Annotated in this window: 28 protein-coding genes and 1 pseudogene; 6 read left to right on the top strand and 23 right to left on the bottom strand. The window is 45.8% G+C overall.

What is annotated here, in order from left to right:
* Nucleotides 1-82 precede the first annotated feature (82 nt).
* The 3 genes from ACKRAT_RS02705 to ACKRAT_RS02695 form a co-directional block, all read right to left on the bottom strand.
* The gene (locus ACKRAT_RS02705) at nucleotides 83-1,399 is read right to left on the bottom strand and encodes a bifunctional metallophosphatase/5'-nucleotidase (RefSeq protein WP_411843569.1); all 1,317 of its coding nucleotides are present in this window, start codon (nucleotides 1,397-1,399) and stop codon (nucleotides 83-85) included.
* A 10-nt stretch (nucleotides 1,400-1,409) separates the two neighbouring features.
* Nucleotides 1,410-2,231 carry a sulfite exporter TauE/SafE family protein gene (locus ACKRAT_RS02700; protein ID WP_411843568.1) on the bottom strand — a complete coding sequence of 274 codons (822 nt, stop codon included), beginning with the start codon at nucleotides 2,229-2,231 and terminating at the stop codon, nucleotides 1,410-1,412.
* A 98-nt stretch (nucleotides 2,232-2,329) separates the two neighbouring features.
* Nucleotides 2,330-3,178 carry a DUF72 domain-containing protein gene (locus ACKRAT_RS02695; RefSeq protein WP_411843567.1) on the bottom strand — a complete coding sequence of 283 codons (849 nt, stop codon included), beginning with the start codon at nucleotides 3,176-3,178 and terminating at the stop codon, nucleotides 2,330-2,332.
* A 50-nt stretch (nucleotides 3,179-3,228) separates the two neighbouring features.
* Here ACKRAT_RS02695 and ACKRAT_RS02690 point away from each other — a divergent pair, with 50 nt between their 5' ends.
* Genes ACKRAT_RS02690 through ACKRAT_RS02680 form a run of 3 tightly spaced genes read left to right on the top strand, consistent with a single transcriptional unit; the run spans nucleotide 3,229 to nucleotide 5,163 of the window.
* A complete protein-coding gene (locus ACKRAT_RS02690) occupies nucleotides 3,229-3,933 on the top strand; it encodes an ATP-binding cassette domain-containing protein (protein WP_411843566.1) in 705 nt (234 codons plus the stop codon).
* Nucleotides 3,930-4,688 carry an ABC transporter permease gene (locus ACKRAT_RS02685; protein WP_411843565.1) on the top strand — a complete coding sequence of 253 codons (759 nt, stop codon included), beginning with the start codon at nucleotides 3,930-3,932 and terminating at the stop codon, nucleotides 4,686-4,688. The genes ACKRAT_RS02690 and ACKRAT_RS02685 overlap by 4 nt, the downstream gene beginning before the upstream one ends.
* On the top strand, nucleotides 4,681-5,163 hold the full coding sequence (locus tag ACKRAT_RS02680; protein ID WP_411843564.1) for a hypothetical protein: 483 nt from the start codon (nucleotides 4,681-4,683) through the stop codon (nucleotides 5,161-5,163). The genes ACKRAT_RS02685 and ACKRAT_RS02680 overlap by 8 nt, the downstream gene beginning before the upstream one ends.
* A gap of 128 nt (nucleotides 5,164-5,291) precedes the next feature.
* Here ACKRAT_RS02680 and ACKRAT_RS02675 read toward each other — a convergent pair whose 3' ends face one another.
* Both ACKRAT_RS02675 and ACKRAT_RS02670 read right to left on the bottom strand, forming a co-directional pair.
* Nucleotides 5,292-5,438 (bottom strand): hypothetical protein, encoded by a 147-nt coding sequence (locus ACKRAT_RS02675; protein ID WP_411843563.1) that lies wholly within the window; start codon nucleotides 5,436-5,438, stop codon nucleotides 5,292-5,294.
* 32 nt (nucleotides 5,439-5,470) lie between these two features.
* Entirely contained in the window at nucleotides 5,471-6,031 is a 561-nt protein-coding gene (locus ACKRAT_RS02670) for a thioredoxin family protein (RefSeq protein WP_411843562.1), read from the bottom strand.
* A 155-nt stretch (nucleotides 6,032-6,186) separates the two neighbouring features.
* On the opposite strand from ACKRAT_RS02670, the gene ACKRAT_RS02665 reads away from it, so the two are divergent.
* On the top strand, nucleotides 6,187-7,107 hold the full coding sequence (locus ACKRAT_RS02665; protein WP_411843561.1) for an EamA family transporter: 921 nt from the start codon (nucleotides 6,187-6,189) through the stop codon (nucleotides 7,105-7,107).
* A 20-nt stretch (nucleotides 7,108-7,127) separates the two neighbouring features.
* On the opposite strand, the gene ACKRAT_RS02660 is transcribed toward ACKRAT_RS02665, so the two are convergent.
* The 5 genes and pseudogenes from ACKRAT_RS02660 to ACKRAT_RS02640 form a co-directional block, all read right to left on the bottom strand.
* Nucleotides 7,128-8,054 carry a prenyltransferase gene (locus tag ACKRAT_RS02660; protein WP_411843560.1) on the bottom strand — a complete coding sequence of 309 codons (927 nt, stop codon included), beginning with the start codon at nucleotides 8,052-8,054 and terminating at the stop codon, nucleotides 7,128-7,130.
* A 30-nt stretch (nucleotides 8,055-8,084) separates the two neighbouring features.
* Complete coding sequence (locus ACKRAT_RS02655; protein ID WP_411843559.1) at nucleotides 8,085-8,420, bottom strand: hypothetical protein; 336 nt, start codon at nucleotides 8,418-8,420, stop codon at nucleotides 8,085-8,087.
* 112 nt (nucleotides 8,421-8,532) lie between these two features.
* The gene (locus tag ACKRAT_RS02650) at nucleotides 8,533-9,627 is read right to left on the bottom strand and encodes a threonine synthase (protein ID WP_411844398.1); all 1,095 of its coding nucleotides are present in this window, start codon (nucleotides 9,625-9,627) and stop codon (nucleotides 8,533-8,535) included.
* Nucleotides 9,628-9,633: 6 nt separating this feature from the next.
* Nucleotides 9,634-9,985, bottom strand: a pseudogene (locus ACKRAT_RS02645) (RidA family protein).
* A complete protein-coding gene (locus tag ACKRAT_RS02640; protein WP_411844397.1) occupies nucleotides 9,985-11,091 on the bottom strand; it encodes an alanine racemase in 1,107 nt (368 codons plus the stop codon). Before ACKRAT_RS02640 ends, ACKRAT_RS02645 begins: the two are co-directional and overlap by 1 nt.
* A gap of 311 nt (nucleotides 11,092-11,402) precedes the next feature.
* On the opposite strand from ACKRAT_RS02640, the gene ACKRAT_RS02635 reads away from it, so the two are divergent.
* Nucleotides 11,403-11,972, top strand: a complete 570-nt coding sequence (locus ACKRAT_RS02635; RefSeq protein WP_411843558.1) for a M15 family metallopeptidase — start codon at nucleotides 11,403-11,405, stop codon at nucleotides 11,970-11,972.
* A gap of 53 nt (nucleotides 11,973-12,025) precedes the next feature.
* On the opposite strand, the gene ACKRAT_RS02630 is transcribed toward ACKRAT_RS02635, so the two are convergent.
* The 4 genes from ACKRAT_RS02630 to ACKRAT_RS02615 form a co-directional block, all read right to left on the bottom strand.
* Complete coding sequence (locus ACKRAT_RS02630; RefSeq protein ID WP_411843557.1) at nucleotides 12,026-13,327, bottom strand: D-serine ammonia-lyase; 1,302 nt, start codon at nucleotides 13,325-13,327, stop codon at nucleotides 12,026-12,028.
* 98 nt (nucleotides 13,328-13,425) lie between these two features.
* Nucleotides 13,426-14,217, bottom strand: a complete 792-nt coding sequence (locus tag ACKRAT_RS02625; protein ID WP_411843556.1) for a VLRF1 family aeRF1-type release factor — start codon at nucleotides 14,215-14,217, stop codon at nucleotides 13,426-13,428.
* A gap of 351 nt (nucleotides 14,218-14,568) precedes the next feature.
* Entirely contained in the window at nucleotides 14,569-15,768 is a 1,200-nt protein-coding gene (locus tag ACKRAT_RS02620) for an MFS transporter (protein WP_411843555.1), read from the bottom strand.
* Between the two features lie 12 nt (nucleotides 15,769-15,780).
* A complete protein-coding gene (locus ACKRAT_RS02615) occupies nucleotides 15,781-16,203 on the bottom strand; it encodes a MarR family winged helix-turn-helix transcriptional regulator (RefSeq protein WP_411843554.1) in 423 nt (140 codons plus the stop codon).
* Nucleotides 16,204-16,402: 199 nt separating this feature from the next.
* On the opposite strand from ACKRAT_RS02615, the gene cyoE reads away from it, so the two are divergent.
* Nucleotides 16,403-17,344, top strand: a complete 942-nt coding sequence (gene cyoE, locus ACKRAT_RS02610; RefSeq protein WP_411843553.1) for a heme o synthase — start codon at nucleotides 16,403-16,405, stop codon at nucleotides 17,342-17,344.
* A gap of 101 nt (nucleotides 17,345-17,445) precedes the next feature.
* On the opposite strand, the gene sufB is transcribed toward cyoE, so the two are convergent.
* From sufB to ACKRAT_RS02565, 9 genes are all read right to left on the bottom strand, one after another.
* On the bottom strand, nucleotides 17,446-18,843 hold the full coding sequence (gene sufB, locus ACKRAT_RS02605; protein ID WP_411843552.1) for a Fe-S cluster assembly protein SufB: 1,398 nt from the start codon (nucleotides 18,841-18,843) through the stop codon (nucleotides 17,446-17,448).
* Nucleotides 18,844-18,861: 18 nt separating this feature from the next.
* Nucleotides 18,862-19,302, bottom strand: coding sequence for a Fe-S cluster assembly sulfur transfer protein SufU (gene sufU / locus ACKRAT_RS02600; protein ID WP_411843551.1), 441 nt, complete (start codon nucleotides 19,300-19,302; stop codon nucleotides 18,862-18,864).
* Nucleotides 19,292-20,512, bottom strand: coding sequence for a cysteine desulfurase (locus tag ACKRAT_RS02595; RefSeq protein WP_411843550.1), 1,221 nt, complete (start codon nucleotides 20,510-20,512; stop codon nucleotides 19,292-19,294). The genes sufU and ACKRAT_RS02595 overlap by 11 nt, the downstream gene beginning before the upstream one ends.
* A gap of 21 nt (nucleotides 20,513-20,533) precedes the next feature.
* Nucleotides 20,534-21,850, bottom strand: coding sequence for a Fe-S cluster assembly protein SufD (sufD, locus tag ACKRAT_RS02590; RefSeq protein WP_411843549.1), 1,317 nt, complete (start codon nucleotides 21,848-21,850; stop codon nucleotides 20,534-20,536).
* A 15-nt stretch (nucleotides 21,851-21,865) separates the two neighbouring features.
* Nucleotides 21,866-22,651, bottom strand: coding sequence for a Fe-S cluster assembly ATPase SufC (gene sufC, locus ACKRAT_RS02585; RefSeq protein WP_411843548.1), 786 nt, complete (start codon nucleotides 22,649-22,651; stop codon nucleotides 21,866-21,868).
* A 215-nt stretch (nucleotides 22,652-22,866) separates the two neighbouring features.
* Entirely contained in the window at nucleotides 22,867-23,202 is a 336-nt protein-coding gene (locus tag ACKRAT_RS02580) for a DUF4870 domain-containing protein (RefSeq protein WP_411843547.1), read from the bottom strand.
* Between the two features lie 86 nt (nucleotides 23,203-23,288).
* Entirely contained in the window at nucleotides 23,289-24,539 is a 1,251-nt protein-coding gene (locus ACKRAT_RS02575) for a TcaA 3rd/4th domain-containing protein (RefSeq protein ID WP_411843546.1), read from the bottom strand.
* A 13-nt stretch (nucleotides 24,540-24,552) separates the two neighbouring features.
* A complete protein-coding gene (locus tag ACKRAT_RS02570; RefSeq protein ID WP_411843545.1) occupies nucleotides 24,553-25,356 on the bottom strand; it encodes a serine/threonine-protein kinase in 804 nt (267 codons plus the stop codon).
* A gap of 16 nt (nucleotides 25,357-25,372) precedes the next feature.
* Nucleotides 25,373-26,176, bottom strand: coding sequence for a PP2C family protein-serine/threonine phosphatase (locus ACKRAT_RS02565; protein WP_046789453.1), 804 nt, complete (start codon nucleotides 26,174-26,176; stop codon nucleotides 25,373-25,375).
* Nucleotide 26,177 lies beyond the last annotated feature (1 nt).

Below are 26,177 nucleotides of genomic sequence, written 5' to 3'. Positions count from 1 at the left end.
CCAAAAAATTTATACTATTTATCGTATTCTCCGACTTTCCTGAGAGGTTATGGGGCCATGCAGGAAAGAAACTTGAAGAAAGCTAGATTTCCGTGTTGTACTCCTTATATATATCCCGGAGGAACTCCGGCATCAGATATGTCTTCTTGGAATATCTGAACTGCGGGAATATCCTGCCGAACGTATACATATCCAATGTGCCGAGCGTGTACATGCCGCGGTCGTCAATCAGCTCATCCCCGATATAGTACTCTCTTTCTGACTGGATATATCCGATGTTGTGCGTGACGAAACACCCGAAAATATCTCCCCTGAAACCGAGTCCGCGGATGATTTCGTCTTTGAATTCGTGCTTGGCCGCCTGGTTGAACACTTCTTTCAGTTCACGGCCGGTCAGTTCTATCTGCACGGCATTGATTGCATGCGGCAGCACTTTATGAAGGTCGTAATCCGTCAGGCTCCCGCCTTCAAAGGGTTTCACGACGAGCCCCGTATGCACGAGTCCCGCATCGCTGTCCGTAAACTTCCGGATCATGGCAGCGAGGCGGGTGACAAATTCACTGGCCGAATAAAGTCTGCGTGAAATCGGTCTGACGTCTTCCTCAACCACGGTCTGCAGCATGTCTTTGCCAACGTCGTAATAGTTGTCATCCACACTTGAGAGCAGGTCTGTTTCATACAGCTTTGCTTTTCTGCCGGTCAATTCCCTGCCGTCGAAAGTGAGTGTGACTTCCCCTGTAAAGTCCCCAAAGCGCCCGGCGGCTGCGAGCAGAGTATCCCCTACCCAGTCGCCCTCCGTCAGATAGTGGTGGGTATGGGAGCTTAAAATGACATCTATCTCAGGGAACATCATCGCAAGCGACTCATCATCATACCGGCCCAGATGGCTCATCATGACAATGCAGTCCACTTCGGTGTTTATTTCACGGATGGCATTGAGCACCCAGTCAAATGCTTCCGACACTTCCCAGCCAAGCGCCTTGTAGAAGGGGGTGAACTCGACAGTGGCTGCGATAAATCCGAATTTGATGCCGCTTATTTCCTTTATGACGTAAGGCTTGAAATAAGGGTTGGTGCTCCCCACTTCACGCAAGTTCGCGCAGATCACTTCGAATTCCGCATCATCGTACAGGGTCTTCAGATCATCTTTCTGCAGTGTGATGCCCTCATTGTTGCCGATTGTTGCAACCTCGCACCCCGCTTTATTGAGGAGTTCAATATTCCCCTTGCCGAGTGTCGCTTCAGTATAGGGATGGGAACGGTCAACATGGTCGCCCAGGTCGACATACACCATCCGGTCTCCGTACTGGCGTTTTTTATTTTTCAGGAATGACATTATTTTTAAATAGTTATATAGATGACTATGCACATCGTTGGTATGGAAAAGTTTAATCTCCACTCTATCACCTCTATAGGATTGTCTGTAAAATCATATATAAACCGAGCAGGAAAAGCACTGTCCGGAGCACAACGACAAGAGAATCGGAATTGAATTTCTGGTTCACCCATACGCCGATCTGTGCACCGACGAAGGCCGCCGGCAATATAAATAGTGCATAAAAGTAGTCCACGTTCCCCTGGAACACGTGGCCGGCAGCTGCGGAAATACCGGAGAAGAAAACCATCATCATGCTCGTGCCGATGGCGATGGACGCCGGCATCCTGAATGCAATCAGCATCAGCGGTGTCATCAGCGCTCCGCCGCCGATGCCGAAAAGGCCGGTGAAGAAGCCGACGATGAAAGTGGAGATGATTGCAATGTACGGCGCGAAACCATAGTGGTGCACTTCACCCATGTGGTCGACGTGCGGACGGACATAGCGCTCGTCCTGGAATATTGTGATCGGTTTTATTTTATTTCTTATTATAAGTATGGTACTTAAGAATAACAGGAAGATACCAAAATAAAGATTGAAACTGTCTGCTGTAAAAAATCTGCTGGCGTATGAGCCGATAAATGCACCCGGCATGATGCCGAATAGGAACAGCAGGCCGTTTTTCCTATCCAGCTGGTTGCTGCGTCCGTATGACATCATTGCAGAGAATCCGATAACGATGAGGACGAGACTCGATGTCCCTACCGCGGCCTGCGGGGTGATGCGGTCCAGTATCCCCATATCAATACCAAAGAAGATAAGAAGCGGGACGATGATCACTCCGCCGCCGATACCTATGAGTGCACCGAGGGCTGCCGCCAGCAGCCCGATTAAAATCAATATGAGATATTCCATAAGCTTTTCTCCTTTAGAAGCCCCGGCTGCCGCCCGTACTATAGGCGCCAGCGTCAGCTGCACTTATGCAATAAGAGAGGTTTCACACTCCCCTGCTGCTAAAATAATCTCAATTGCTTTGGTGAAAGACCGTCATACCTGATATCCATCATTTTAATAAAGTCCCGGGCATTGCCGGCAGCATGGCCGCCGGAGTTGTTGTTGAAAACGATGTAAATATCCTTTGTTTTATGGTCCAGTATATCAACCTGGCTTTTTAACCATTCCAGTTCTGTTCTGTTATAATCGTATAGATATCTGACATTGCGCCATTCTTCACTCGTTCTGTCTTTTTGGGTCCAGCCATGGACGTTCCGTCCATGCAGTCTGATAAACGCAGTCTGGTCCGTCACTCTGTTGACGAAAGGGATGCTGCCGATGCCCGCCTGGGGTTCATCGCAAATACTGTGGATTGCTCCGTTGCTGTGTAAAAATGTGAGTGTCTCTTCCCTGTAACTGTCGGAAAACCATGTCTGGTTTCTGAACTCGACAGCTATTTTATAAGGATGCAGCTGCGAAATCGCATACTTGACGTAGCGGATGTTTTTGTTTGTACAATCGAACCACGGGGGAAACTGAAGTAATACGAATCCCAGCTTCCCTGCTTTTTCCATCGGACGGAGCATATCATGGAATGCAGAAAACACGTCTTTTATGGAGTCGTAATGGTCCCTGTAGTCACTGTGCCCTGTCATATACTGATGTGCCTTAACGACGAACTTGAACTTCTCAGGTGTTTCACTGCACCATTTCTCTATCGTGGAAGTACGCTGCACGGCATAATAAGTGGCATCCAGCTCCACAATTGGGAAATATGATGAATATGTAATTAATTTATCTTTTTTATTCGTAATGTTTGTATAGAGATCATCGTGATCTCCCCAGCCAGTCAACCCTACATAAATCATAAAAATCACCTTACTTTATTGTAACACAATCCTAAAGGAGGACACGTCCAATGAGTATTATAAAATTCAATAATGTCAGTCATGGCGGCATTCTCCACAATATTACGGGAGAGTTCCGCGAAAGCCGGGTCACGACTTTTGTCGGGCCCAGCGGCGCCGGCAAGACGACATGCCTCAAACATATTAACGGGCTGCTTTCTCCCGATACCGGAGAAATTTATTACAGGGATGAAAACCTTGAAAACATCGATATTATAAAATTGCGCAAAGAGATCGGGATGGCATTCCAGAGTTCACCCATGATTGCAGGAACTGTATTCGATAACCTCAATCTTCCCCGGGAAATATTCGGCGGCACTATATCCGTGAACCGGGCGAAACAATTGATGGAAATGGTCGATTTAAGTGCTGTCCCGCTGGACCGGAATATAAAGTCATTATCCGGCGGTGAACGCAGCCGCATTTCAATCGCCCGCACTTTTGTCAACCGCCCCAAAGTGCTGCTGCTCGATGAGATCACTTCCAGCCTCGACTATACACTGGTCAAAGAAATTGAACGGCTGATTGTAAGGCTGCAGCGGGAAGAAAAAGTGACGGTCATATGGATCACCCATGATCTGGATCAGGCACGCCGTGTAAGCGATGATATGTGGTTTTTACGCGAAGGGGAACTCCTCGAGTACGGTGATGCCTCTTTTATCGACCAATCGGAAAATAATGAAATCAGACAGTTTGTGAGAGGTGAATCCCTATGACATTTATGCAGCTCGCACTTTCCCTCATCTTCGTCGCCATCCCTTTAGGACTGACGCTATGGCTGAAGCTCGGACTGGAGAAAGATATTATCATCGCAACTGTACGGTCAATCGTCCAGCTGCTCATCATCGGTTACATACTGACGTTCGTATTCGAGGCCGATCATCCTGTGTATATCGTTTTGATGATTATGCTGATGATCGGCGCCGCGACCCAGAATGTGATTAAAAAAGGAGATGGCATTCCCGGCATTACCTGGATGGTATTCTTTACCCTTATTGCTGTAGAATCACTCTCGATGCTGATAATATTGGGATTTGGAATCATACCGAATGAGCCGGAGCAGATCATCCCCATCAGCGGCATGATCATCGGGAACTGTATGGTCCTTTCCCTCTTGTTTCTGGATAAATTCAAGGACGAAGTGGAGCGCAGTGACGAAACGATCGAACTCATCCTGTCGATGGGCGGCCGGCCTGAAATGGCGATTAAAAAAAGTTTGAGATCCGCCATCCAGACCAGCATGATACCGACGATTGAAGCCCAGAAAACGATGGGGCTCGTCCAGCTGCCGGGCATGATGAGCGGTCTGATCATCGGCGGCGCGGACCCGATCGAAGCCGTGATGTACCAGCTCCTCATACTGTTCCTGATACTGAGCAACGCAGCGATATCATCAGTCATGGTCGGATATATGGCCTACCCGAAACTATTCAATAAAAAACTACAGTTCGTGGGGTTGAAATATGATTAATTTAAAGCGTTTCGCTTTATTCTCAGCGCTGGTCTTCAGCATTTCCCTGTTATCTGCGTGCAGCGGTGGCGGGGACAGTCTCGAATATGAAGTGCTCGCCAAATCAGAGTCGGGTGACGCAGGGACGCACACCAATTCAGCACAGCTCATTACAGATGAAGAGATGCTGAAAATGGCAGTGGAACGCACAGGCGTAGAAATCGATAAGGAAGCAATAGATTTTGACGAGACACATGTATTCCAAATCTCCCTGCATGAGAACGGATGTGGATACCTGCTCGATACTGTCACGAATTCAGGCGGCACCCTGCAGTTCATGTTCGAGCTCACTCCCGTTGTCGAGGAAGGAGAAGATCCGGAAGATGTCATCTGCTCAGAAATTGCGGTTCCAAGCACATTTTTCGTGAAGACGGATGCCGTCGATTTCAGTTCGCTCGAGATTTACGGTTCCGGCGAAAAGATAAAATCTGAATAGGCAGATTTGAGAGCCTTGGTGAAGACTTTTGCCGCCCAGCCTCTTCCATGTGCAATCGGATAAGTTATGACACCGCCCTGAAAGATAAGAAGGCATCCACTTTCAATTGAAAAGTGGATGCCTTCTTTTTATATTTCTTTTGTTTTGTTAGCCTCATCAAACCGGACCGCCATGAATATGATTGCTCCGGCTGCTGCCCCGGTCATTATACCATCAGTGAAAAGACCGATTAATCCCCCGGCCAGCACATAAGTCATAACTCTCGAACCCATCATTGCGTATCTTCCTTCCCAGATGCCCCTAATCCCTACAGATTATCTTCCAACTTCTTTTTCATACTCTGATATGCTGATTGCCATAATTCCGCTTCAGTGGAAAACCGCTGTGTCAGCACGGAGATCTTCTTCGTGAATTCATCTTTGTATTCGGGCGACTCTTTGTCCGGCAGTCCGGCCATCAATTCATCGACCTCTTTCTGCACAAACTCCGAACGTGGCCCCCAATGGGTGACCTCTTCGCCATTTTCATCAATGAAGATGATGATTGGAATGGACCGGGATTTCCCGTTTGTCAAATACTGGTCCATCAGTTCGAGATTGGAATCCCGGAGCAGCATACGGACTTCCATATGGCTTTTTTCCGCCAGACGCATTAAAATCGGTGTATTCATCATAGCATCCCCGCACCAGTCTTCCGTGATAACGATGGCACGGAGGTTTTTATTTTCCAGCCGTCTGAAGAATGCTTCGTCGGCCGGGATTGCGAAGTTATTATATACGTTCTCCAGGTTCTCCTTATGCTTCTCCATATCGTTTATATACGTTTCTGCACTCATTGCCTGATCAAACCAGTTATCCAGTTCTGTCATAATCAATGCCTCCATCTGTTATATTTTGGTATTGTCTTCAGTTTATCACAGCAGCTGAATTCACCCATCCACTATGCTCCCGAAAAATTTCTATATTGTATTTTAAAAGGTTCTATTCTATCATTTGGATAATGACTGAAGGGAGTGACTGCTGCATGCATCAAGATTCCAAACATATCCAGGGATTGATTTTCGTTATTATCGGGGCTGCTCTATGGGGGGTCGGGGGAACTGCCGCAGACTACATATTCAGAAATACACCTGTGACAGTCGACTGGTACGTCACTTTCCGGCTGACCTTGAGCGGGATTATTCTGCTCGGGGCCTACGCGGTTTTCTCCAGAAAACAGCAGCCGGTCAGAATGGACAGAAAAACACTCGCGATGCTTTTCATCTACAGCCTTTTAGGCATGACGATGGTCCAGTATTCCTTCATGGCCGCAATTGGCCACGGAAATGCGGCCATTGCAACGGTCCTCCAGTATACGGGGCCGATCTACATCATTCTCTGGCTCGTTATCCGCAAGTACTCCAGATGGTCCTGGGTCGACGGTGTCATCATCGTCGGCATGATCGCCGGGGTCGTGCTGCTTGCAACAGATGGCAATTTAAGCGAAATGATTGTCTCCCCGCCTGCACTCATATGGGGGTTGATTTCAGGGGTTGCCCTGGCATACTATACACTGCATGCCCAAAAACTCCTCTACCGGCTGCATCCTCTGCAGCTGGTTGGCGGATCGATGCTGATCGGCGGGGTTGCGATGAACTTCATTCACCCTCTGTGGGATTTTGATTTCAGTTTCGACTGGACAGTCGAACTTACGCTCGTATTGCTCCTGTCTGTATTGCTCGGGACGACACTCGCATTCCTTCTGTACATCAGCAGCCTGAAACATTTGTCCTCGAAAGAAGCGGGGATTCTCGGCATCATCGAACCGGCCTCCGCAGTACTCAGCTCCGTCATATGGCTGAACGTCAGCATGGGCATCTACCAGATTATCGGAATTATCATCATCCTCGGAATTGCGGTCTATATTTCAGTTGGCCGCAAAGAGAAAAAAGAGCAGCCTTCATGATGAAGGCTGTTCTTTTATAATCATATGAATATGCCGACCCATACCGCGGTTGCCATTGCCGAAAGCAGCAGCTTCTTCTCGATATTGGTCACTTCTTCCGCATCTTTACTGTCCATTTTCATAATCAGGAAAATACTATATGACAGGACAGCAATCACACCGATGGCCGCCGCGGGACGGCTGGGCAGCATCCACAGTCCGATCAATCCGGCAATCGCAAGATATAAAAGGACCGGATACCGGGCACCTGCACTCCCGAATTTATCCACCGACCATACGACACTCGTCCGTTTGACCGGAACCGCCTGACGGTCCGCTTCCAGATCGGGGATATGATGGACCATCACCCACGCCATGCACCACAGCGCATTGATCAAAGCATTCTGCCAACCCCACAGCGGTATGGTTTCCAGCATCAGCCAGGGTGCGGCCAGACCCAGCAGCAGCATAGACGGGAATAAACTCAGCCACTCCCCGAGCAGCGGTCTGTATGCAAATCTGAACGGCTTCAGAGAATACGTCGCCGCCCCCCAGATACCCACCACTAAAAGTACCGAGAGTGCGTATTGTTCCACCGCCGCAAATATAACGGCGAGCACCGCAAGGACCGAAGAAAGTGTCAGACCGATCTTTTTCAGCAGTGCGGGCGACATGACGCCGGTCTGGATGACTCTGCTGCCGCCTGATAATAAAGCCGGGCTGTGCTGGTCTGTTCCGGATTCAAAATCGGTAATATCGTTGAAAACGTGGGTCAGCGCGCCATGTATCAGAAATGCGCCGGTAACAAGCAATACCAGCAGCAGCATCAGTCTGACCGCAGAAAAATCATAAAAAAACATCAGAGGCAGCCATGTCGAAATGACTGTCGCCACACTCGAAGAGACAACCGCAACGGCTCTCAGGAGCATTCCCATCCCTTTAAAACTTAAAGTATTCTGTTCATCCATTTTTAACGCCCCTTTTTCAGACTGGCCTATTTAAACGGTATCACCGTGTTTATCTGCAGCGTTCCCCGCCGCTTTTTCAATCGCCATCTTCCATCTCTTCCTGCCGTTGACGATATATTTCAAAACTTCACCGCTCTTTAAAGTCACAGCAATTTCATTCGGCAGCGGAATGAAGCCGTATGCCATTGTTTTCCCAATGTCGACACGCTCGATTTCTTCCAGAACGACCACTCTTTCCGCCCGGTGGAACGCTGAAAAATCCGGCACATGATGCAGCGTCTTTTCCGTCAGGTAAATTTTCCCCTTGATGGGACGCCGCCCTTTCCAAAGATTGCCGTTTCCTGATTTTAATGTCTTAGGTTCCATAAAATAAATTCCTCCGACTCTCATTTCTATTTACCAATTATAGTCACAACAAAGTCCAGAGCACAACTCATGCCGGTAAATTCACAATAGGCGCAGAATGAAAATCATCCGGCTATTTAGATTTTATCCCCGCACCGCATAACGGAATGATGAGTGTTTCATCAGGTTTTTTGTCGTATTTTAAGCAGGCAGCGTAATTTGCAGCAGTCGTCACTTCGACGTAAAATCCTTTTTTACTCATCATATCCCGGGCAGACGCGATCTCATCCTCTGCGATCGAAATGAATTCGCCGCCGGTTGCCCGGACCGCTTCCAATATCTGTCTGGATCGTGCAGGAGCGGCAATCGCGATGCCTTCTGCAAGTGTGCCGGTATTTTCCACCGGCTCCGCCACCGCCGCACCGCTGCCGAATGCCTGCGCAATCGGCGCACAGTTGGCAGCCTGGACCGCAATGATTTTAGGGATTCCGTCGATCAGACCGCTGTTGCGCAGCTCCTTGAACCCGTAATACGCACCGAGTAATAAAGTCCCGTTGCCGACAGGAACGATCAGCGTATCGGGGGCTTTCCCCAGCTCGTCGAAGATTTCAAAGGCATAGGTCTTGGTGCCCTCATAAAAATAAGGATTATACACATGGCTTGCGTAAAACGCATTTTCATCTTCCACCGCCTGCTGGGCGGCGGCTGCAATGTCTTCCCGCGTGCCGTTGATCTGTCTGATGCCGGCACCGTGGGCTCTCACCTGGGCCACTTTTTTGGGGGATGTCGCATCACTCAAATATATATCGCACGCGATATTACAGCGTGCCGCATATGCGGCGATTGCGGTTCCGGCGTTCCCGCTGCTGTCGGCGATGATCTTTTTCGCCCCGAGCTGTTTCGCCTTTGCCATAAGCACTGCCGCCCCGCGGTCTTTGAAGGACAGCGTCGGCATCATGTAATCCACTTTTACATAAGTATCTGCATCATCATCCAGCACGATGAGCGGGGTCCGGCCCTCACCCATCGTCACCTGTTTCCAAACAGCTTCATCAAACGGCATGGCTTCCGAATATCTGAACATCGAATTCGGATATTCCGGCCAGCCGGACGGGTTTATTTTTCCGCGTTCATACTCAAGATCGAGCATCCCGCCGCAGTCACATTTCCATCTGGAAAGTGTCACTTCATAAGTGTTGCCACAGCTGTTGCATTTATAGTGTTCCATCATTCATCAGTCCTTAAATCCAAAATGTAATTCTTTTTTCGATACGACAAGTGCGGACAGGTTTACGATCCCCGAAGAATTCCTTATAGACCCCGTCCACCGTGTCCCATAATTCCGCATCCGGAATATACAGCGTCATGCGCAGGATTTCACCTTTGCTGCTCCCCGCCTCATTTACATTGCTTTCCACATTTCTAAGCGCCTGGCGCGTCTCTTCCTCGATCGGCCCGAATTTTTTCTCCCGGGGCTTTGGATCGAAAGCAAATGGCCCCGATACATACACTGTATCGTTATGGACCGTCGCAAGTGCGTAGCGGCCGTTCTATTTTAAATTGCCGGCTTCAAATATCTGTTCCATTATTTAAGTTTCCCCCTGCAGTCGATATCGATCGCTTCCACCACTTCATCGTTGTCGATCAGATATGCCGTTTCATGCAGATTGGCCACCGGACAGATATGATTTGGAATGATCCGCACCTTATCCCCGATTTCAACCGCATTGCTGAACGCTTCATTATAGATGATCGCATGCTCATCAAACACACTGTCGATATGGACACCGTCAAACCCCCTGATCCGGCCGAGTCCCTCAGTTGCTGTAATCCCTTTTGATCTCGACTGCATCGTGATTCCCTTCGCCCCGACATCCGTAATCACACGCTCACGGGTCGGCTTGCTGATGATGGTTGTCAGTACAGTCGCAGCAGCACGGTCGAAATGGCCAATGACATTCGACTGTCCCGCATCCATCAGAATGTAGGTTCCCGGGCGGATTTCAGTCACCCCTTCCGGTATTTCAAAATTGAGAATAAAGGGCGGCGTAGAGCCGATGCTGACTGTCTCCGCTTCAAGACCCGTCTCAGAGGCGAGTTCTGCAAAATGGATCGTCCGTTTAGCCGCTTCCTCATACAGCGCTTTGCATTCATCAGCCGTTTCCGCTTTATACGTATGGCCGTCATGGGAAAACACGCCTATGAAGTGCAGATTTTTACACTCTACCACCGCTTCCAGCAATGCTTTATAATAAGCTTCTTCAATTACACCGGAGCGTTTCTCGCCGACTTCGATTTCCACGAGCACCTGCGCTTTTTTATCCGCACCTTCAAAAACGCTTTCTATCTCTTGCACCTGGTAGATGCTGTCGATGCCGAATGATATATCAATCGTCTCCGCAAGCTTGCGGATTCTTGCCAGCTTCTGTTCCCCCACGATTTCATTGGCGATGAATATATTGCCGAGGCCCTCAGACGCCATCACCTCCGCTTCCCCCACTTTAGCAACAGTGATGCCGGAGGCTCCTGCTTCTGTCTGCATTCTGGCAAGCGTGGACATCTTATGCGTCTTGGTATGCGGCCGGAGCGACACCTTGTTCTTATCTGCTGTATTCTGCATATCCTTAATATTATTTTCCATAACCGTCTTTTCGATTAATAATGCCGGGGTCTCCAATTCTGTATAATGTATTCGCTCTCCTCCTCGATATTTGAATATTCTCTTTCATTATAAATGATATCAGCAAAATGAGGGGGAGAATCACTTATTCCGCCTTAAGCCGGGAAGATATCCCTGTTTTACATAAATAGTAAACTGATATTTAATATGTAAATATTATTTCATAAAATTTACCATAATTATTACACTGAGTTTTCATTATGATTAACATAGGATTAAACCGACATTCCGGCCCTGAATTAAAGTGCAAATATTTGGACAAAATGTTAACGTTGCCCCGTACCATTTTTTATCAAAATTACAAAGGAGAGACATTACTATCCATGAAAAACACAATTAAATCTTTGTCAGCAGCACTTTTTGTATTTACCGTTGCACCATCCTTAATATTTTTGAGTGCACATTCGAATACAGCCTCAGCGAATGAAGCACATCAGGAATCTCTGCCTGAAGACCTACATCCAGCGGTTAAGGAAAATGTTGAAATTCTGAAACAGAGAGCTGCTGAGAAAGGTATCCTGATTCGTATTACAGATGGCTTCCGTTCCTTTGAAGAGCAGAACGCGCTTTATGACCAGGGAAGATCGAAACCCGGAAATATTGTTACTTATGCAAAAGGCGGAGAATCATATCATAACTACGGCCTGGCTGTAGACTATGCTCTGGAACTGAGAAACGGTGAAGTCATCTGGGATGTCGAATATGATGGAAATGGTAACAGTAAATCAGATTGGTTTGAAGTCGCAGCAATTGCCAAGGAGCTCGGATTTACATGGGGCGGAGACTGGGAAGGTTTTGTCGACTATCCACATCTGCAGATGGACTACGGTCTATCCATCGAAAATCTGCAAAATGGATATTATCCATCGCCTAACCCGTACTTCAACTTTTAATAATACTTAAATTATAACACCCCCCGATCATTGATCGGGGGGTGTCATTACTGTTACAGCAGATTTTTTCCTGTTTCATAATATTCCTGCCATACTTCATCCGGCACCATATCTCCGCCGGTGCTCCATGCGATGTGTGTCGTGTTGTCACCCGTGTCCGGCACAACGGCCGGTCCGATGAGTCCTGCGGATGCAGAAGGTTCAAGTTTAATCTGTTCACTGTCGTAAATGACGGCGAGCAGTTTAAACAGATTTTCATCACTGACTGTGTAGATGCCTGCAATCAGTTTCTCCAGCAGGTTGCCTACAAATCCGGATGCTCTGCCCACCGCAAGGCCATCCGCAGCTGTTTTATTATCCATTCCGAACTCCTGCACGGATAAATTATCATGACGCCCCGTCATCATGCCGAGCAGCATGCACGGTGAATGCGTGGGTTCTGCAAAATAACAGCGCACATTATCGCCGAAAATCACTTTCAGACCGAATGCGATGCCGCCGGGGCCGCCGCCGACACCGCATGGAAGGTACACATTCAATGGATGCTCCCGGTCAACGGTGATATTTTCGTCCTGCAGCTGGGCTTTAAGCCGCACGGCCGCCACTGCATAGCCGAGGAATAAAGTATGCGAGTTCTCATCATCGACGAAATAGCTTTTTGGATCATGCATACTTTCATTGCGTCCCTGCTCCACTGCCTTGCTGTAGTCGTCACTGTGTTCGACGACATTGACCCCTTTGGCACGCAGCATTTCCTTCTTCCAGGCCCGTGCATCATCCGACATATGGATCGTGACGTTGAATCCGAGTTCCGCGCTCATGATGCCTATGCTCAGTCCCAGGTTCCCTGTGGATCCGCATACGATGGAATACTGCGAAAAAAAGTCATTGAATTCATCACTGGCAAATTTTTTATAATCATCCTCTTCAGTAATCATCCCTGCTTCTGCTGCCAGATCCTCCGCTCTTTTCAGCACTTCATAAATGCCGCCGCGGGCTTTGATGGAACCGGAAATCGCCAGTCTGTTATCTTCTTTAACATATAAATCTCCACTGACAGGCTCTTTGTACAGTGTTTCGAGTGCAGATTTCATCTCGGACGTCTCAGTGAGCGGTGATTCGATGATGCCTGCATTATCTGTCGTTTCAGTGAAGACATATGCAATGTAGGGGGCAAATCTTTTCAGACGCGCCTCCGCCTCAAGCACATCACTTTCACTTAACTGGAGTTTATCCAAAACATTCTCTGCCTCGGTTGCTTTATCATTCGTCCATAATACTTCTTCATATTCAGTCATTTGTCCAATCAGCGGAAATTCCTCTTTCCACTGCTCTATAGTTTTCCCTTCTATCATCATTGATGCCCCTTTCGAAATCATTATAATTCAACTACAACAAATGAAACCACACCAGTACTTTAAAAGCATTGGTGTGGTAGTGGTGTTTTTATCTGTTAAATCAGTGTGTCATATACTTCTTTCAGGATTTCATGACTCGACATCGAACCAAGATTTTTTGAAATAGTGCCTTTGAGATGTGCCTCGTTCATATACGTTTCAAGTTCCCCGACGGATTTTTTGCTGCCGACGAGATAAGCACCGCTTAGTTTACGGTCTTTGATTTCTTTTGACAGTCTCGGGGCAAGGTCTTTATACCAACGCTGCTGATTTTCACTAAACCGTCTCTGGAATTCATCTTTGCCGGTGCCTCTTTCAGCAGGCGGGGATGCTTTCTCGTAATCCAGCCAGCTTTGTCTCTCCAAATCCCAGCTGAAGTATTTTTCATCCCGGATCATCCCCAGTGCTGTTTCTATAAATATTACATCTGCCTGCTGGACGACGATGATGGCAGTATCAGGAAATCTCTGTTCCAGTTCTTCCAGCTGTTGGGTCTGGGCAGTATTATCCCACTGCAGTGAAGTGGTTACGGGCACCTGGAGAATCCGTTCTCTCCAGAGTTCACCATCAGCAGAAGCAATCAGGAGGTATCCCCTCTGCATTTCCTTCTGGCGTGCATAAATTTCCGTCTCGGCCTCATCCAGAAGTTTTTTCAATGCTTTCAATTCCTCGGGATTCTCCCTGTTCTTCACCTGCTCTTTCAGTGCCTTCATCTCGTTTTTCAGATGGATTTTCCATTCTCCGTTGGACTGGTTGCGGTTTGTGACGTCGGTATTCAAATACAGGGTCAGGACACCGATATCATCCTGTTTCGATTTAATCTTTTTAATATCTTTGACTACAGGCATATTCGTGCTTCCTCCTCTTCGTAATCGTGTATTTGCGAAGCGGTACACTTTAAACACATAAATTCAGGTTTCATATAAAATACCCTTTAAAATTTCATGCGAAACATGAAGCACCCTTTTGTTTCTTTTTTATCAGAAGAAGATACATTTATGAATCACACAAGTAGAGCCATATTGAGTGTCCGCATCATGAATAGTAAACGGTGACTGCTTATATCCCCTCTGTCTCCACGTGTTGCCAACAGCGGGTATGGAAACAGAAACCTTCTCACTTACCATTTCCTCCAATCGGTTATGAATACAGGCATTAAAAAATCTTTACCACAACTGAATGTGGTAAAGACCTTTAAGCTATTGCGCTTCATCATTTGTAATTTCTTTATCTTTTCTGCCGTGCATGAAATGGTAAACGACGATGCCTGTGAGGATGACGAATACAAGTGCCATATACATCCCCCGGTATCCGGATATCGGGACGATGTAACCAAGTATGAACGGCCCGATGCCAAGTCCCAAATCCAGTGCAATGAAGTATGTGGAGTTTGCCAGCCCCATACGATGCGGCGGTGTCACTTTAATCGCCAGTGCCTGCGTGATGGATTGGAAGTTGCCATACCCGAATCCGATGAGGACTGCAGTGAGCAGGAAGACCCAGCCTGTACTCGCCTGACTGAGCATGAACATGCCAACCGCAAATACTATCAATCCGGGATAGACGACGATATTCGCGCCCCTGCGGTCCATTAAGGGTCCCGTGAACGGACGGGATATAAGAATTGCGACAGCATATGCCAGGAAGAAGAAGCTGCCCGCTTCAATTAAATTGATTACAGCCGCATAGCCGGTGATGAATGATAATATGCCCGAATATGCAAAAGCGAGAACAAACATCGCAATGGATACGGGTACTGCGCGGCGTTCATAGAAATCAGTGAGCCTGAATCCTTTTTTCTCTTCAGCATCCTCAGGCGCTTTTACTTCAGGCGCCTTTAAAACCAGGCTGAGTATCAGACTGATCACTGCCATCACCAATGAGAAGATGAATATACTGTTAAACCCGGCCTGAGCCACCAGCATAACCCCGACCAGCGGGCCGATGGCTGTTGCCATTACGACACTCATGCTGAAATAACCGATGCCTTCACCATTTCTGCTCGGCGGAATAACCTGGGCTACAATTGTTCCTGTTGCAGTCGTAGCAAGCCCCAGCCCCACACCATGCAGGAAACGCAGCAGCATCAATGGATAGATTCCGGCAGGGATGAAATATAAGGCGGTAAAAATCAATACGAGTATTGTCCCAGTAAGCAGAATCTTTTTACTGCCGGCTTTGGCAATCTGTCTGCCGCCGAACAATCTGCCGACCAGGGAGCCGATGACAAAAATACTCGCAATCAGTCCGGCTGTACTGACGGAAGCATCATACTCCTGTATCGAGTATGTCGCCATGGTGACCAGCAGCAGATACATCGAAAGCATCAATGCAAAATTTACGATCGAAGTGAAAATAAAATCTTTAGTCCATAATTTTTCTTTACTCGTTACAGTCAATTCTGATCATCCTTAATATTCTTTTATTCTTTTCGATATTCTATTCATTAATTCCGTAAGCTGCTTCTGTTCCTCATCACCCATATCATCAAGAAGATAACTGTAGAACACATCAAGTTTTTCTCTTACTTCTTTATATACTGCATGTCCCCGGGGAGTTAATTCGATCATCCGCACTCTTTTATCCTCTCCCTGCACCGATTTCACATATCCGGATTCATGCAATTTCTGGACCAGCCGGGTGGTTGTCGGTTTTTCAACATTGCTTTCTCCGGCAATCTCACTGATTGTGTGCGGGCCGTTTTCCTTCAGATAGATCATGATTCTCCACTGGGAACTGAATAGATTAAACGGTGCCAGTTCACGGTCCAGCCGATTGATATAGGGCCTGTAAGCAGAAGTGAACGCATAGAAAAATTTTTTGCGGGAATTCAATCTCATCACACCTTTAATTAATTAGTTAGGGTACCTAACTAATTATACATTTTCATTCTGCCCATGTCCATACCACATCTGCAGCATAGGGCTGCTGACACAAAATATCCATTCCTGTATCAAAAGCATACTGTTATAATGGAGGATGAGACTTTTTTAACGTCTGTTTCATTAATGGAATGCTAGTGAGGGAATACTTTTGAAAAATGGACAATTACCAACTGGATCTTCATCCGGGAATTCAGGGGAAAGCACTTCCCGTTTTCTTGGATTTTTAATTAATATCAAATATTTGCTGAAAGGAAAAGTCCTTGCAGCAAATGTTCTGCCGGTTTTTACAGCCTACTGGCTGGCACTTTACTTTAACGGAGAACGTTTCTCGGACCATCTGGGACTTTTTCTTTTGACGATGATCGGCAGCACAATCGTTATTTCCGGTGCACTGATACTCAATAACTGGTATGAAGCCGATATAGATAAAGCAATGGACCGCACCCGGCAGAGGCCGACCGTGACAGGTGCTTTTCCCCTTCGGTCTGTTTTATGGGCGGGAATCATTACTTCTCTTATCGGGATGATCATGATGCTGTTCACAACATTTGAAGCTTTCATCTATTCATTTTCAGGCTGGTTTTTCTACGTTGTGCTTTATACTTTCTGGAGCAAACGCAAATATACAATCAATACGATCATAGGCAGTATATCAGGGGCATTCACGCCGCTGATCGGTTGGGCGGTCATCGCTCCGGCAAACCACATCGTTCCAATCACCTTATTCTATGTACTATTCATCTGGCAGGTGCCCCATACACTCGCAATCGCAATCAAGAGATTGGAGGATTACACGCGTGCAGGCGTACCGATGCTCCCGGTCGTGTCCGGTGTAAAGACGACAATCCGTCAGATGCTGATTTATACTATTGCATTGCTGCCTTTCCCATTCATACTGATGGACGCTTTGGGAGGGATTTTCCTTATCATTGCGTTATCCATGACCATCGGCTGGATTATTCTCGTGGCGAGAGGTCTTAAGCAAATAGATGTGAAGAAATGGGCACAGACGAATTTACGTTATTCCATCATCTATCTGGTGATATTATCCATAACAATGATCATACTGACGTCACCGATTGTGCATTGATGGCATTTAAGACCTTTTCATTGAAAAGGTCTTTTTATTATTCAAAAGCACAATAAAAAACCTTACCACACCGGAGTGTGATAAGGTTTCTAAAAAATATATTAACCGATGGAACCTTCCATTTCGAAGGAGATCAGACGGTTCATTTCCACCGCATATTCCATTGGAAGTTCTTTTGTGAACGGTTCGATGAAGCCCATAACGATCATTTCTGTCGCTTCTTCTTCACCAAGTCCACGGCTCATCAGATAGAAGAGCTGTTCTTCGGATACTTTCGAAACTTTCGCTTCGTGTTCAAGTGAGATATTGTCATTCAAGATCTCATTGTAAGGAATTGTATCTGAAGTGGATTCGTTATCCATGATCAGCGTGTCACATTCGATGTTGGAACGTGCGCCTTCAGCTTTTCTGCCAAAGTGAACCTGTCCACGGTAAGATACTTTACCACCATTTTTAGAAATGGATTTGGATACGATTGTAGATGAAGTATTCGGAGCCAGGTGAATCATTTTCGCACCGGCATCCTGATGCTGTCCTTTACCTGCAAGAGCGATGGACAGTGTCATACCACGTGCCCCTTCACCTTTCAGGAATACGGATGGATACTTCATAGTCAGCTTGGAACCGAGGTTACCATCGACCCACTCCATCGTACCGTTTGCTTCTACAAACGTACGTTTTGTAACAAGGTTATAAACGTTGTTTGCCCAGTTCTGGATTGTAGTGTAACGGCAGTATGCATCTTTTTTAACAATGATTTCAACAACTGCTGAGTGCAGTGAGTTTGTTGTATAAACCGGAGCTGTACAACCCTCTACATAGTGAACGCTTGAACCTTCATCACAGATGATGAGTGTACGTTCGAACTGTCCCATGTTTTCTGAGTTGATACGGAAGTACGCCTGCAGCGGCGTTTCCAGTTTTACACCCGGCGGGCAGTAGATGAATGAACCGCCGGACCATACTGCAGAGTTAAGTGCAGAGAATTTGTTGTCCGTTGCCGGGATCACTGTTGCCCAGTGTTCTCTGAACAGTTCTTCGTTTTCACGAAGTGCAGAGTCTGTATCTTTAAAGATTACGCCCTGGTCTTCAAGGTCCTGCTCCATGTTGTGATAAACAACTTCGGATTCGTACTGTGCAGAAACACCTGAAAGATATTTTTGTTCCGCTTCAGGGATACCCAATTTATCAAACGTACGTTTGATTTCCTCCGGCACCTCATCCCAGGAACGTTCTGCCATCTCTGATGGTTTTACGTAGTACGTAATTTCATCAAAGTCCAGTTCTGAGAGGTCTCCTCCCCATAGTGGCATTGGCATTTTATAGAAATGCTCCAGGGATTTGAGACGGTAGTCCAGCATCCACTGGGGCTCCTCTTTCATATTGGAAATTTCGCGCACAATATCTTCTGTCAAACCGCGGTCAGAACGGAAAATCGATACGTCTTCATCATGGAAACCATATTTGTAATCTTCGACTTCTGGTGCTTTTTTAGCCATATCAATCACTCCTTCTTATTATTCGTCGCCGGGTTCCTTCACGCCTTTTTCAAGTGCCTTCCATGTTAATGTAGCGCACTTGATGCGTGCAGGGAATTGATTCACTCCGGCCAACGCTTCGATATCACCCATGTCGTCGGTAATATCATAATCCTCGCCCAGCATCATCTTACTGAACTCATCCCCCATATTCAGGGCTTTTTCGACTTTTTGACCAGTAATCGCTTCTGTCATCATAGATGCACTGGCCATAGAAATGGAGCACCCTTCCCCTTCGAACTTAACATCTTCAACAATATCATCCTCCACATTCAATGTGAGTCTGATTCTATCACCGCAAGTCGGGTTGTTCATATCTACAGTCAGAGTACCATCTTCAATCAGCCCTTTATTGCGGGGGTTTTTGTAGTGATCCATAATAACTGAGCGGTAGAGCTGATCCAGATTGTTAAAATTCATAAGAGAAAAACTCCTTCGTACGTTTGAGACTTTCTATAAATCCGTCTATTTCTTCTTTGGTGTTATATACATAAAAGCTGGCTCTTGCTGTTGATGAAACGTTAAGCCATTTCATCAAAGGCTGCGCGCAGTGATGGCCTGCACGGACTGCGATGCCTTCGGAATCGAGTGCTGTCGCAAGGTCGTGCGGATGGACATCATTCAAGTTGAATGTAATCAGTCCGGCGCGTTCCTTAGGTCCGTATATCTCAATTCCCTCAACTTCGCTCATGCGGTCATATGCATAGTTTACCAGTTCCTGCTCATAGTCCAAAATTGCTTCCGGACCAATCTCTTCGATGTAGTCTATTGCTGCCGAAAGACCGATTGCTTCAGCAATCATCGGAGTCCCCGCTTCAAACTTCACGGGAAGGTCCGTCCAGGTGGATTCTCTCAGCTCTACGAAGTCTATCATATCTCCACCGTATTCGATGGGCTCCATTTTATCAAGCAGTCCGCTTTTGCCATAGAGTACACCGATGCCTGTAGGCCCCAGCATCTTATGTCCGCTGAATGCGTAAAAGTCGACATCCAGGTCCTGTACATCCACTGACATATGCGGAACAGCCTGAGCCCCGTCAACAGAGATATATGCGTCGTTGCTATGCGCTATTTTTGCGATTTCTTTGATGTCATTGATTGTACCCAGAACGTTGGATACATGTGTGATCGCAACAATCTTCGTACGTTCCGAGACAACGGACTCAACACTCTCAAGAGTGATTGTACCATCCGCTTCCATCGGTATGAACGTAAGTTTTGCACCTGTGCGTTTTGCAAGCTGCTGCCACGGGACGATGTTTGCATGGTGCTCCATTTCAGTTACCACAATCTCATCGTCCGCTTCGACAACCATATCACCGAAACTGCGTGCCACCAGGTTGATTGCTGCAGTGGTTCCCCGCGTGAATACTATTTCCTCATATCTTTTAGCATTGATGAAGTTCTTAACTTTCATACGCGTCTTTTCATAACCATCTGTCGCTCTTGTTCCAAGTGTGTGTACCCCGCGGTGTACGTTCGAGTTGTACTCGCGGTAGTAATCATTCATTGCTTCGATGACTCTTGCCGGTGTCTGGCTTGTTGCAGAAGTGTCAAAGTATATGAGGTCTTTCCCGTTTACCTTCTGGTCAAGGATTGGGAAATCCTTTCTGATATCAATTGCATTCATGCGGGAAAACCCCTTTAAAACTTATTTTGAAAGAACTTTCATCTCTATGACTTCTCTGAGCTGATTTTTCACAGATTCAATCGGCAGTGCTCTTACTACCGGATCGAGGAACCCGTGGATGACAAGTCTTTCCGCTTCTTTCTTTGAAATACCGCGGCTCATCAGATAGAACAGCTGAAGCGGATCCACACGTCCAACTGAAGCTGCGTGTCCTGCCGTTACATCATCTTCATCAATCAGAAGAATCGGATTCGCATCACCGCGTGCTTTTTCGCTGAGCATCAATACGCGTGATTCCTGCTGTGCATCAGAACGTGTTGCGCCGTGCTTGATATATCCGACACCGTTAAAGATACTTGACGCACTGTCCTTCATCACACCATGCTTCAGGATATGTCCATTTGAATCTTTACCGTAATGGATGATCTGGGAAGTGAAGTTCAATTTCTGTTCTCCGCGTCCGACAACAACAATCTTAAGATCTGACTCGGAGTTGTCGCCCATCAGATAAGTTGTGTTGTCATAAATGACGTTGGAGTCATTCATCAATCCGAGTGCCCAGTCGATATCAGCATCTCTTCCGGTAATGCCGCGGCGGTTGATATAACCTGTCAATCCTTCTGCAAGGAAGTCCACCGCACCGTATTTTACTTTTGCGTTATCTTTGGCGATCACTTCGGAAATGATGTTTACCTGTTCGTCGGACCTGTCAATGCCGGACAGGTAGTTCTCAACATAAGTCAGTTCGGAACCTTCATCCGCCACAATCAGTACGTGGTTGAACAATGACGCTTTTTCATCGTCATGGAGCAGAACCATCTGTACAGGGTTTTCAATCTGTACATTTTTCGGAACATAGACGAAAAGTCCGCCGTTCAGCATTGCTGTGTGGTATGCGGCAAGCTTATGCTCATCAATTTTCACACCATCAGTCATGAAGTATTGTTCAACGAGTTCTGGATGGTTTGCGCTCGCTTCAATGATGTTTTCTATGATTACGCCTTTATCCAAAAGATCATCAGAAACTTTAAGGAAAGCAGGCGTGTTGTTGTGCTGTACGTAAATATTTTCAGTTTGCTCCATATCCAGCAGATCTTTTACAGCTTCAGGAAGTTCTTCCAGGCTGCCGTAAACGGAACTGTCAGTCACCGGTTGCGTAGCAGTGAAGAAGTCCCATCTATTGAGCTTAGTCTTGTCAGGCTTAGGCATTTCAAGACTTTCAATTTTATCGAGTGCTTCTTTTTTCTTGCTGATCATAAGTTCGGACTCTCCGCGTTCAGTCGCTCTGGAGATAACCTCATCAGCATTGATCAAAAATTCATTTACATCAGTAGCCATTGTCATCCTCCTGTCTTATTCAGCGTCCACGGCAATAGTTTCGTCATCGATGCCAAGCTCTTCCTTGATCCAGTCGTAACCTTCGCTCTCAAGACGTCTGGAAAGCTCTTCACCACCGGATTTAACAATGCGTCCCTGCATCATGACATGAACATAATCAGGTGTGATGTAGTTCAGCAGGCGTTGGTAGTGAGTGATGATAAGCGCGCCAAAGTCATCTCCGCGCAGTTCGTTGATTCCTTTGGAAACAACTTTCAATGCGTCGATGTCAAGACCGGAGTCGATTTCATCGAGAATACCGAATTTAGGCTGAATCATCATGAGCTGAAGAATTTCGTTGCGTTTCTTTTCACCGCCGGAGAATCCTTCGTTGAGGTAACGTGTGGACATATCGAGGTCCATTTCAAGGTAGTTCATGTTTTTATCCAATTTTTTGATGAACTGCATTAAATTAATTTCATCGCCCTCTTCGCGCTGTGCATTAATTGCAGAACGAAGGAAATCTGAGTTTGTCACTCCGGAAATTTCTGATGGGTACTGCATGCCGAGGAAAAGACCAGCCTGTGCGCGCTCGTCAACTTCCATATCAAGTACACTTTCTCCATCGAGAAGTACCTCGCCGCTTGTCACTTCGTATCTCGGATGACCCATGATCGCTTGAGCAAGTGTGGATTTACCAGTACCGTTTGGTCCCATGACCGCATGGATCTCACCTTGTTTTAGAGTGAGGTCAACACCCTTTAAAATTTCTTTGCCGTCTATTTCGACATATAGATCTTTGATTTCTAGAACAGAAGCCATTTATAACCCTCCAACAGATATTTTTGGATAACATTTTACTATACTAGTTTATAATAATTCTAAATAATAGTCAAAGTCTAGTACAGTATTCCAATTACGTCTATATTATACATTAAATGCGGAACACTTTAAACCTTTAGGACCGCTTTGTTACCGTCTCCATAAATAAAATAAGCCCTGCGACTGATAATGGCCGCAGGGTAAATGAAAATAATCTATTTAATGATGTCTAAAGTGAACGGCGGCTTGTACATCTCACCATTGTTCGCTTTTACAGCCCCCAGGATCAGGAAAATATAAAATGCGATCGTGATAATCGGGCCGATGATCAGACCGATGAGGATGAACGAAGTCAGCCACGCTATGAACATATAGATCGTATAGGAAAGACCGAAATTCACAACGTGTCTGAGCGCTTCAGCTGTAGCCGGGTCTTCATCTTTTTTAAGTACCCAGAGAATTAACGGACCGACGACTGCAGTAAATGCGGATAATATGAACGAGACGAGGACCATGGACTTGTCAAAACCGTGCGTGCTTTGTTCATTCATTTAAAACACCTCCAGTTATTATTTTTATACATTACTATAATTCTACCCTAAATGTGTGCATGAATAACAGTGATAACGTGTAATAATCACTTTAATTTTATGTCGGAGATACGATAAAGTCCGCTTTCATCACTATAAGTGATCGTGTGGGTCTGTTTATTGTCGGATCCGTCTTCTTTGATGTTAACATCCACTTCATAAATCAGTTCGGAATTGTTTTCTTTATGCTCTGTAAGTTCAATATCACCGACTTCGATTTCATACTCTGTTTCGGTTTCAAGCGCCGGTCTCACAACTTCCAGGACATTGTCCGGAACAGACGTTTCGGAGAAACTGAACCTGAGAGAACTCGTCTGGTTCATTTCAGAATCGGCATTGAATGATTCTTCGAATTTATCGTAGAACTCAGAAATTTGTTCTTCCGTCTCCTCTTTTGCGTACTCACTGTCTCTTGCAGTCTGTTCCTTTTCCCTCGCTTCATCCTGTATCTTCTCTATCTCATCATGATCAAATTCAAGATCCGTCCGTATAGTTCTTTCATTTTCCTTACGCGGGCCAACTTCAACTTTATCCGTCTGGATGACCTGGCCTTCGATTTCGCCTTCAGCATACACTTCAACAGGCTCTTTCGCATTAATCGGGCCATATCCGCCACGCTCAAATTCGAGATTTGTCACATCTTTGCCATTAGCGTATACCTTCAGGTTTTCCAGACCTTGATAACTGGCTATATTTGTATAAAGAATTCCCATGTCATCAACAGCTGTCACTGTTTTTTGGGAACTACCACTAAAATTGACGGGCAAAGTCATATCGAATGTCTCACCATTCATCTCACCTTCGCCATCAATTTCATAAATCCCGGGGATGAAATTATCAAGCAACGTCGTTTCTTCTTCCGAAGAACCGATTGTATATTGCTCTCCATCAAAGGTATATGTAAAAGAAGCATACTGAAGGTCGGCGAAAATTTCATGTCTTTCTACTTCCATCGCAGTTTCTCCATCCTCTTTTTCAAGAGTAACAATCGAGCCGCCTTCCCCGCGAAGATCCGACTCTGAATCACCGTCAGCATCTCCTACGGATTCAGTCATGTTTTCAAGCGCCCTTCTCAAAGATTCTTCAGAATATTCCTCTTTAACAAGTTTAACATGCCCCACTGCCTCGTCTTCTGTCACCTGGACATCCTCATCACTCAGGATCTCCTGCAATGTTTCATAATCATCATTCAAAACTGCCTCTTCATAATCAGAGACAACACTCTCTGCCCCATTTCCACATGCTGATAAAACCACAAGGATGATCCCCAGCGGAATTACCTTTATCCAATTCCTCATAATCACTTTCGTCCTAACTTTTACTATTAAAATAGCGTATGATTTTTTCCCACGTTGTCTCATTAATTTTTTCTAATTCTGAAATCACTTCATCTATTGTCTGGTAGCGCTGATCCATACTGGATTTGGTACATCTGTAAATAAACTCTTTCAGTTTCCTCGGCGCATCGGTTTCTTCAAACAGCGAACTTTGTGTATAAATGTTTCCACCGTTTGATATGACATAGTACAATGTTGCACCAAGGGCAAAGATATCGGATCTTTTATCCACTACTCCATTTTCAAATTGTTCCGGAGCCGCAAAACCAACCGTTCCAAAGGCTTTATTATGTATGATGTTCGTATCATCTGAGGAGGTACCGAAATCGACAAGTTTCACAGTAAGTTTTTTATCGATGACAACATTTGACGGTTTAATATCACGGATAACAACCTGAGGTTCCTGCCTATGGAAATATTTAATAATTCCGGCCAGTTGTTTGCCTATATAAAGCGTTTCCTGCCAGTTGTATTGATAATCTTTTACATCAATTATATGCTTAAGATTTCTTCCTTCCATCAGTGTCATCACTATTGCTTTATATTCATCAACACTCAGATAATCAATCAATGTGGGTATGGCAGGATGATTCAATTTTTTAAGAAGTGATGCCTCGTTATCCAGCTGTTTATTATTTATAAACACAGGATCTTTGGCAACCTTGAGAATTGCCCGGGTACCATCCTTAAGTTCAGTCAGAAATATCTTGGATGTGCCGCCGTTAGTAATATGTTTTACTACACTATATTTCTCATGCTGCCAGTTATCCAAGATCATTACTGCACCACCCACATCATTTAATTAATAAAATACAAATATCATCATTGAAGTCTGACCGCTTAATTTCATCGTAGATTATATCGACGATATCCTGCGCATCTTTCTGAAATGAGTCTTCGATGATTTTATTCAGCTTTTCATCCGTTAAAGATTTGTAGACGCCGTCGGTACACAAAAGAATCATATCTTCATCCCTGATTGTCCCGAAGGTTACAAAAGGCTGTATTTCACCTTTCACCCCCAGGCACTGTGTGAGTACACCCGATTGGGGGTGGTTTGTTGATTCATCTGCAGAAATCTCACCGTCCCTGATTTTCCGGCTGACCAGAGTATGGTCTTCAGTCAATTGAATAAAGCCCCTGCGGCCGTCCAATTCAGATGTTTCTTCAGTATCATGACCGTTTAAACTGTATCTATATATTCTCGCATCTCCAACATGGTGAATCAGATACATATTATTTACTAATACCAATGAAGATAATGTTGTACCCATTTTCACATTATCATTGCTGCCCATATCTATCAGTTCCTGATTCAGCTGGCGGAACTCATTTCCCTGCCCGTTCTCAAATGCAGCAATCAGCTCCTGAATATCCAGAGATTGGCCAACAGCGTCATTCCACCATCCTTCCTGCTTTTCGATGACGTGATGGCTCGCTGATTTCGCATTATCATGGCCTCCCATCCCATCTGCAATGGAAAGGAAGTATACGTCATGGCCTCCGAACATCTGTCCTCCGGCGCCAAAATGGTAATCTTCATTGGTTTCTTTCCCGCGTCCTTTTGCATTAATCACACCGATATCTCTTTTGGACATG

This window comes from Salinicoccus sp. HZC-1 (assembly GCF_046736035.1).
Taxonomy (GTDB): domain Bacteria; phylum Bacillota; class Bacilli; order Staphylococcales; family Salinicoccaceae; genus Salinicoccus.
Note: the sequence above shows the minus strand (reverse complement) of the source record. Positions and strands in the feature narration are given on the sequence as shown.

Excerpts from the sequence above, each read along its gene's own strand:
- ACKRAT_RS02700 (WP_411843568.1), bottom strand. The coding sequence starts at position 2,231 with ATGGAATATCTCATATTGATTTTAATCGGGCTGCTGGCGGCAGCCCTC.
- ACKRAT_RS02695 (WP_411843567.1), bottom strand. The coding sequence starts at position 3,178 with ATGATTTATGTAGGGTTGACTGGCTGGGGAGATCACGATGATCTCTAT.
- ACKRAT_RS02690 (WP_411843566.1), top strand. The coding sequence starts at position 3,229 with ATGAGTATTATAAAATTCAATAATGTCAGTCATGGCGGCATTCTCCAC.
- ACKRAT_RS02685 (WP_411843565.1), top strand. The coding sequence starts at position 3,930 with ATGACATTTATGCAGCTCGCACTTTCCCTCATCTTCGTCGCCATCCCT.
- ACKRAT_RS02680 (WP_411843564.1), top strand. The coding sequence starts at position 4,681 with ATGATTAATTTAAAGCGTTTCGCTTTATTCTCAGCGCTGGTCTTCAGC.
- ACKRAT_RS02675 (WP_411843563.1), bottom strand. The coding sequence starts at position 5,438 with ATGATGGGTTCGAGAGTTATGACTTATGTGCTGGCCGGGGGATTAATC.
- ACKRAT_RS02670 (WP_411843562.1), bottom strand. The coding sequence starts at position 6,031 with ATGACAGAACTGGATAACTGGTTTGATCAGGCAATGAGTGCAGAAACG.
- ACKRAT_RS02665 (WP_411843561.1), top strand. The coding sequence starts at position 6,187 with ATGCATCAAGATTCCAAACATATCCAGGGATTGATTTTCGTTATTATC.
- ACKRAT_RS02660 (WP_411843560.1), bottom strand. The coding sequence starts at position 8,054 with ATGGATGAACAGAATACTTTAAGTTTTAAAGGGATGGGAATGCTCCTG.
- ACKRAT_RS02655 (WP_411843559.1), bottom strand. The coding sequence starts at position 8,420 with ATGGAACCTAAGACATTAAAATCAGGAAACGGCAATCTTTGGAAAGGG.
- ACKRAT_RS02650 (WP_411844398.1), bottom strand. The coding sequence starts at position 9,627 with ATGGAACACTATAAATGCAACAGCTGTGGCAACACTTATGAAGTGACA.
- ACKRAT_RS02635 (WP_411843558.1), top strand. The coding sequence starts at position 11,403 with ATGAAAAACACAATTAAATCTTTGTCAGCAGCACTTTTTGTATTTACC.
- ACKRAT_RS02630 (WP_411843557.1), bottom strand. The coding sequence starts at position 13,327 with ATGATAGAAGGGAAAACTATAGAGCAGTGGAAAGAGGAATTTCCGCTG.
- ACKRAT_RS02625 (WP_411843556.1), bottom strand. The coding sequence starts at position 14,217 with ATGCCTGTAGTCAAAGATATTAAAAAGATTAAATCGAAACAGGATGAT.
- sufB (WP_411843552.1), bottom strand. The coding sequence starts at position 18,843 with ATGGCTAAAAAAGCACCAGAAGTCGAAGATTACAAATATGGTTTCCAT.
- sufU (WP_411843551.1), bottom strand. The coding sequence starts at position 19,302 with ATGAATTTTAACAATCTGGATCAGCTCTACCGCTCAGTTATTATGGAT.
- ACKRAT_RS02595 (WP_411843550.1), bottom strand. The coding sequence starts at position 20,512 with ATGAATGCAATTGATATCAGAAAGGATTTCCCAATCCTTGACCAGAAG.
- sufD (WP_411843549.1), bottom strand. The coding sequence starts at position 21,850 with ATGGCTACTGATGTAAATGAATTTTTGATCAATGCTGATGAGGTTATC.
- sufC (WP_411843548.1), bottom strand. The coding sequence starts at position 22,651 with ATGGCTTCTGTTCTAGAAATCAAAGATCTATATGTCGAAATAGACGGC.
- ACKRAT_RS02580 (WP_411843547.1), bottom strand. The coding sequence starts at position 23,202 with ATGAATGAACAAAGCACGCACGGTTTTGACAAGTCCATGGTCCTCGTC.
- ACKRAT_RS02575 (WP_411843546.1), bottom strand. The coding sequence starts at position 24,539 with ATGAGGAATTGGATAAAGGTAATTCCGCTGGGGATCATCCTTGTGGTT.
- ACKRAT_RS02570 (WP_411843545.1), bottom strand. The coding sequence starts at position 25,356 with ATGATCTTGGATAACTGGCAGCATGAGAAATATAGTGTAGTAAAACAT.
- ACKRAT_RS02565 (WP_046789453.1), bottom strand. The coding sequence starts at position 26,176 with ATGTCCAAAAGAGATATCGGTGTGATTAATGCAAAAGGACGCGGGAAA.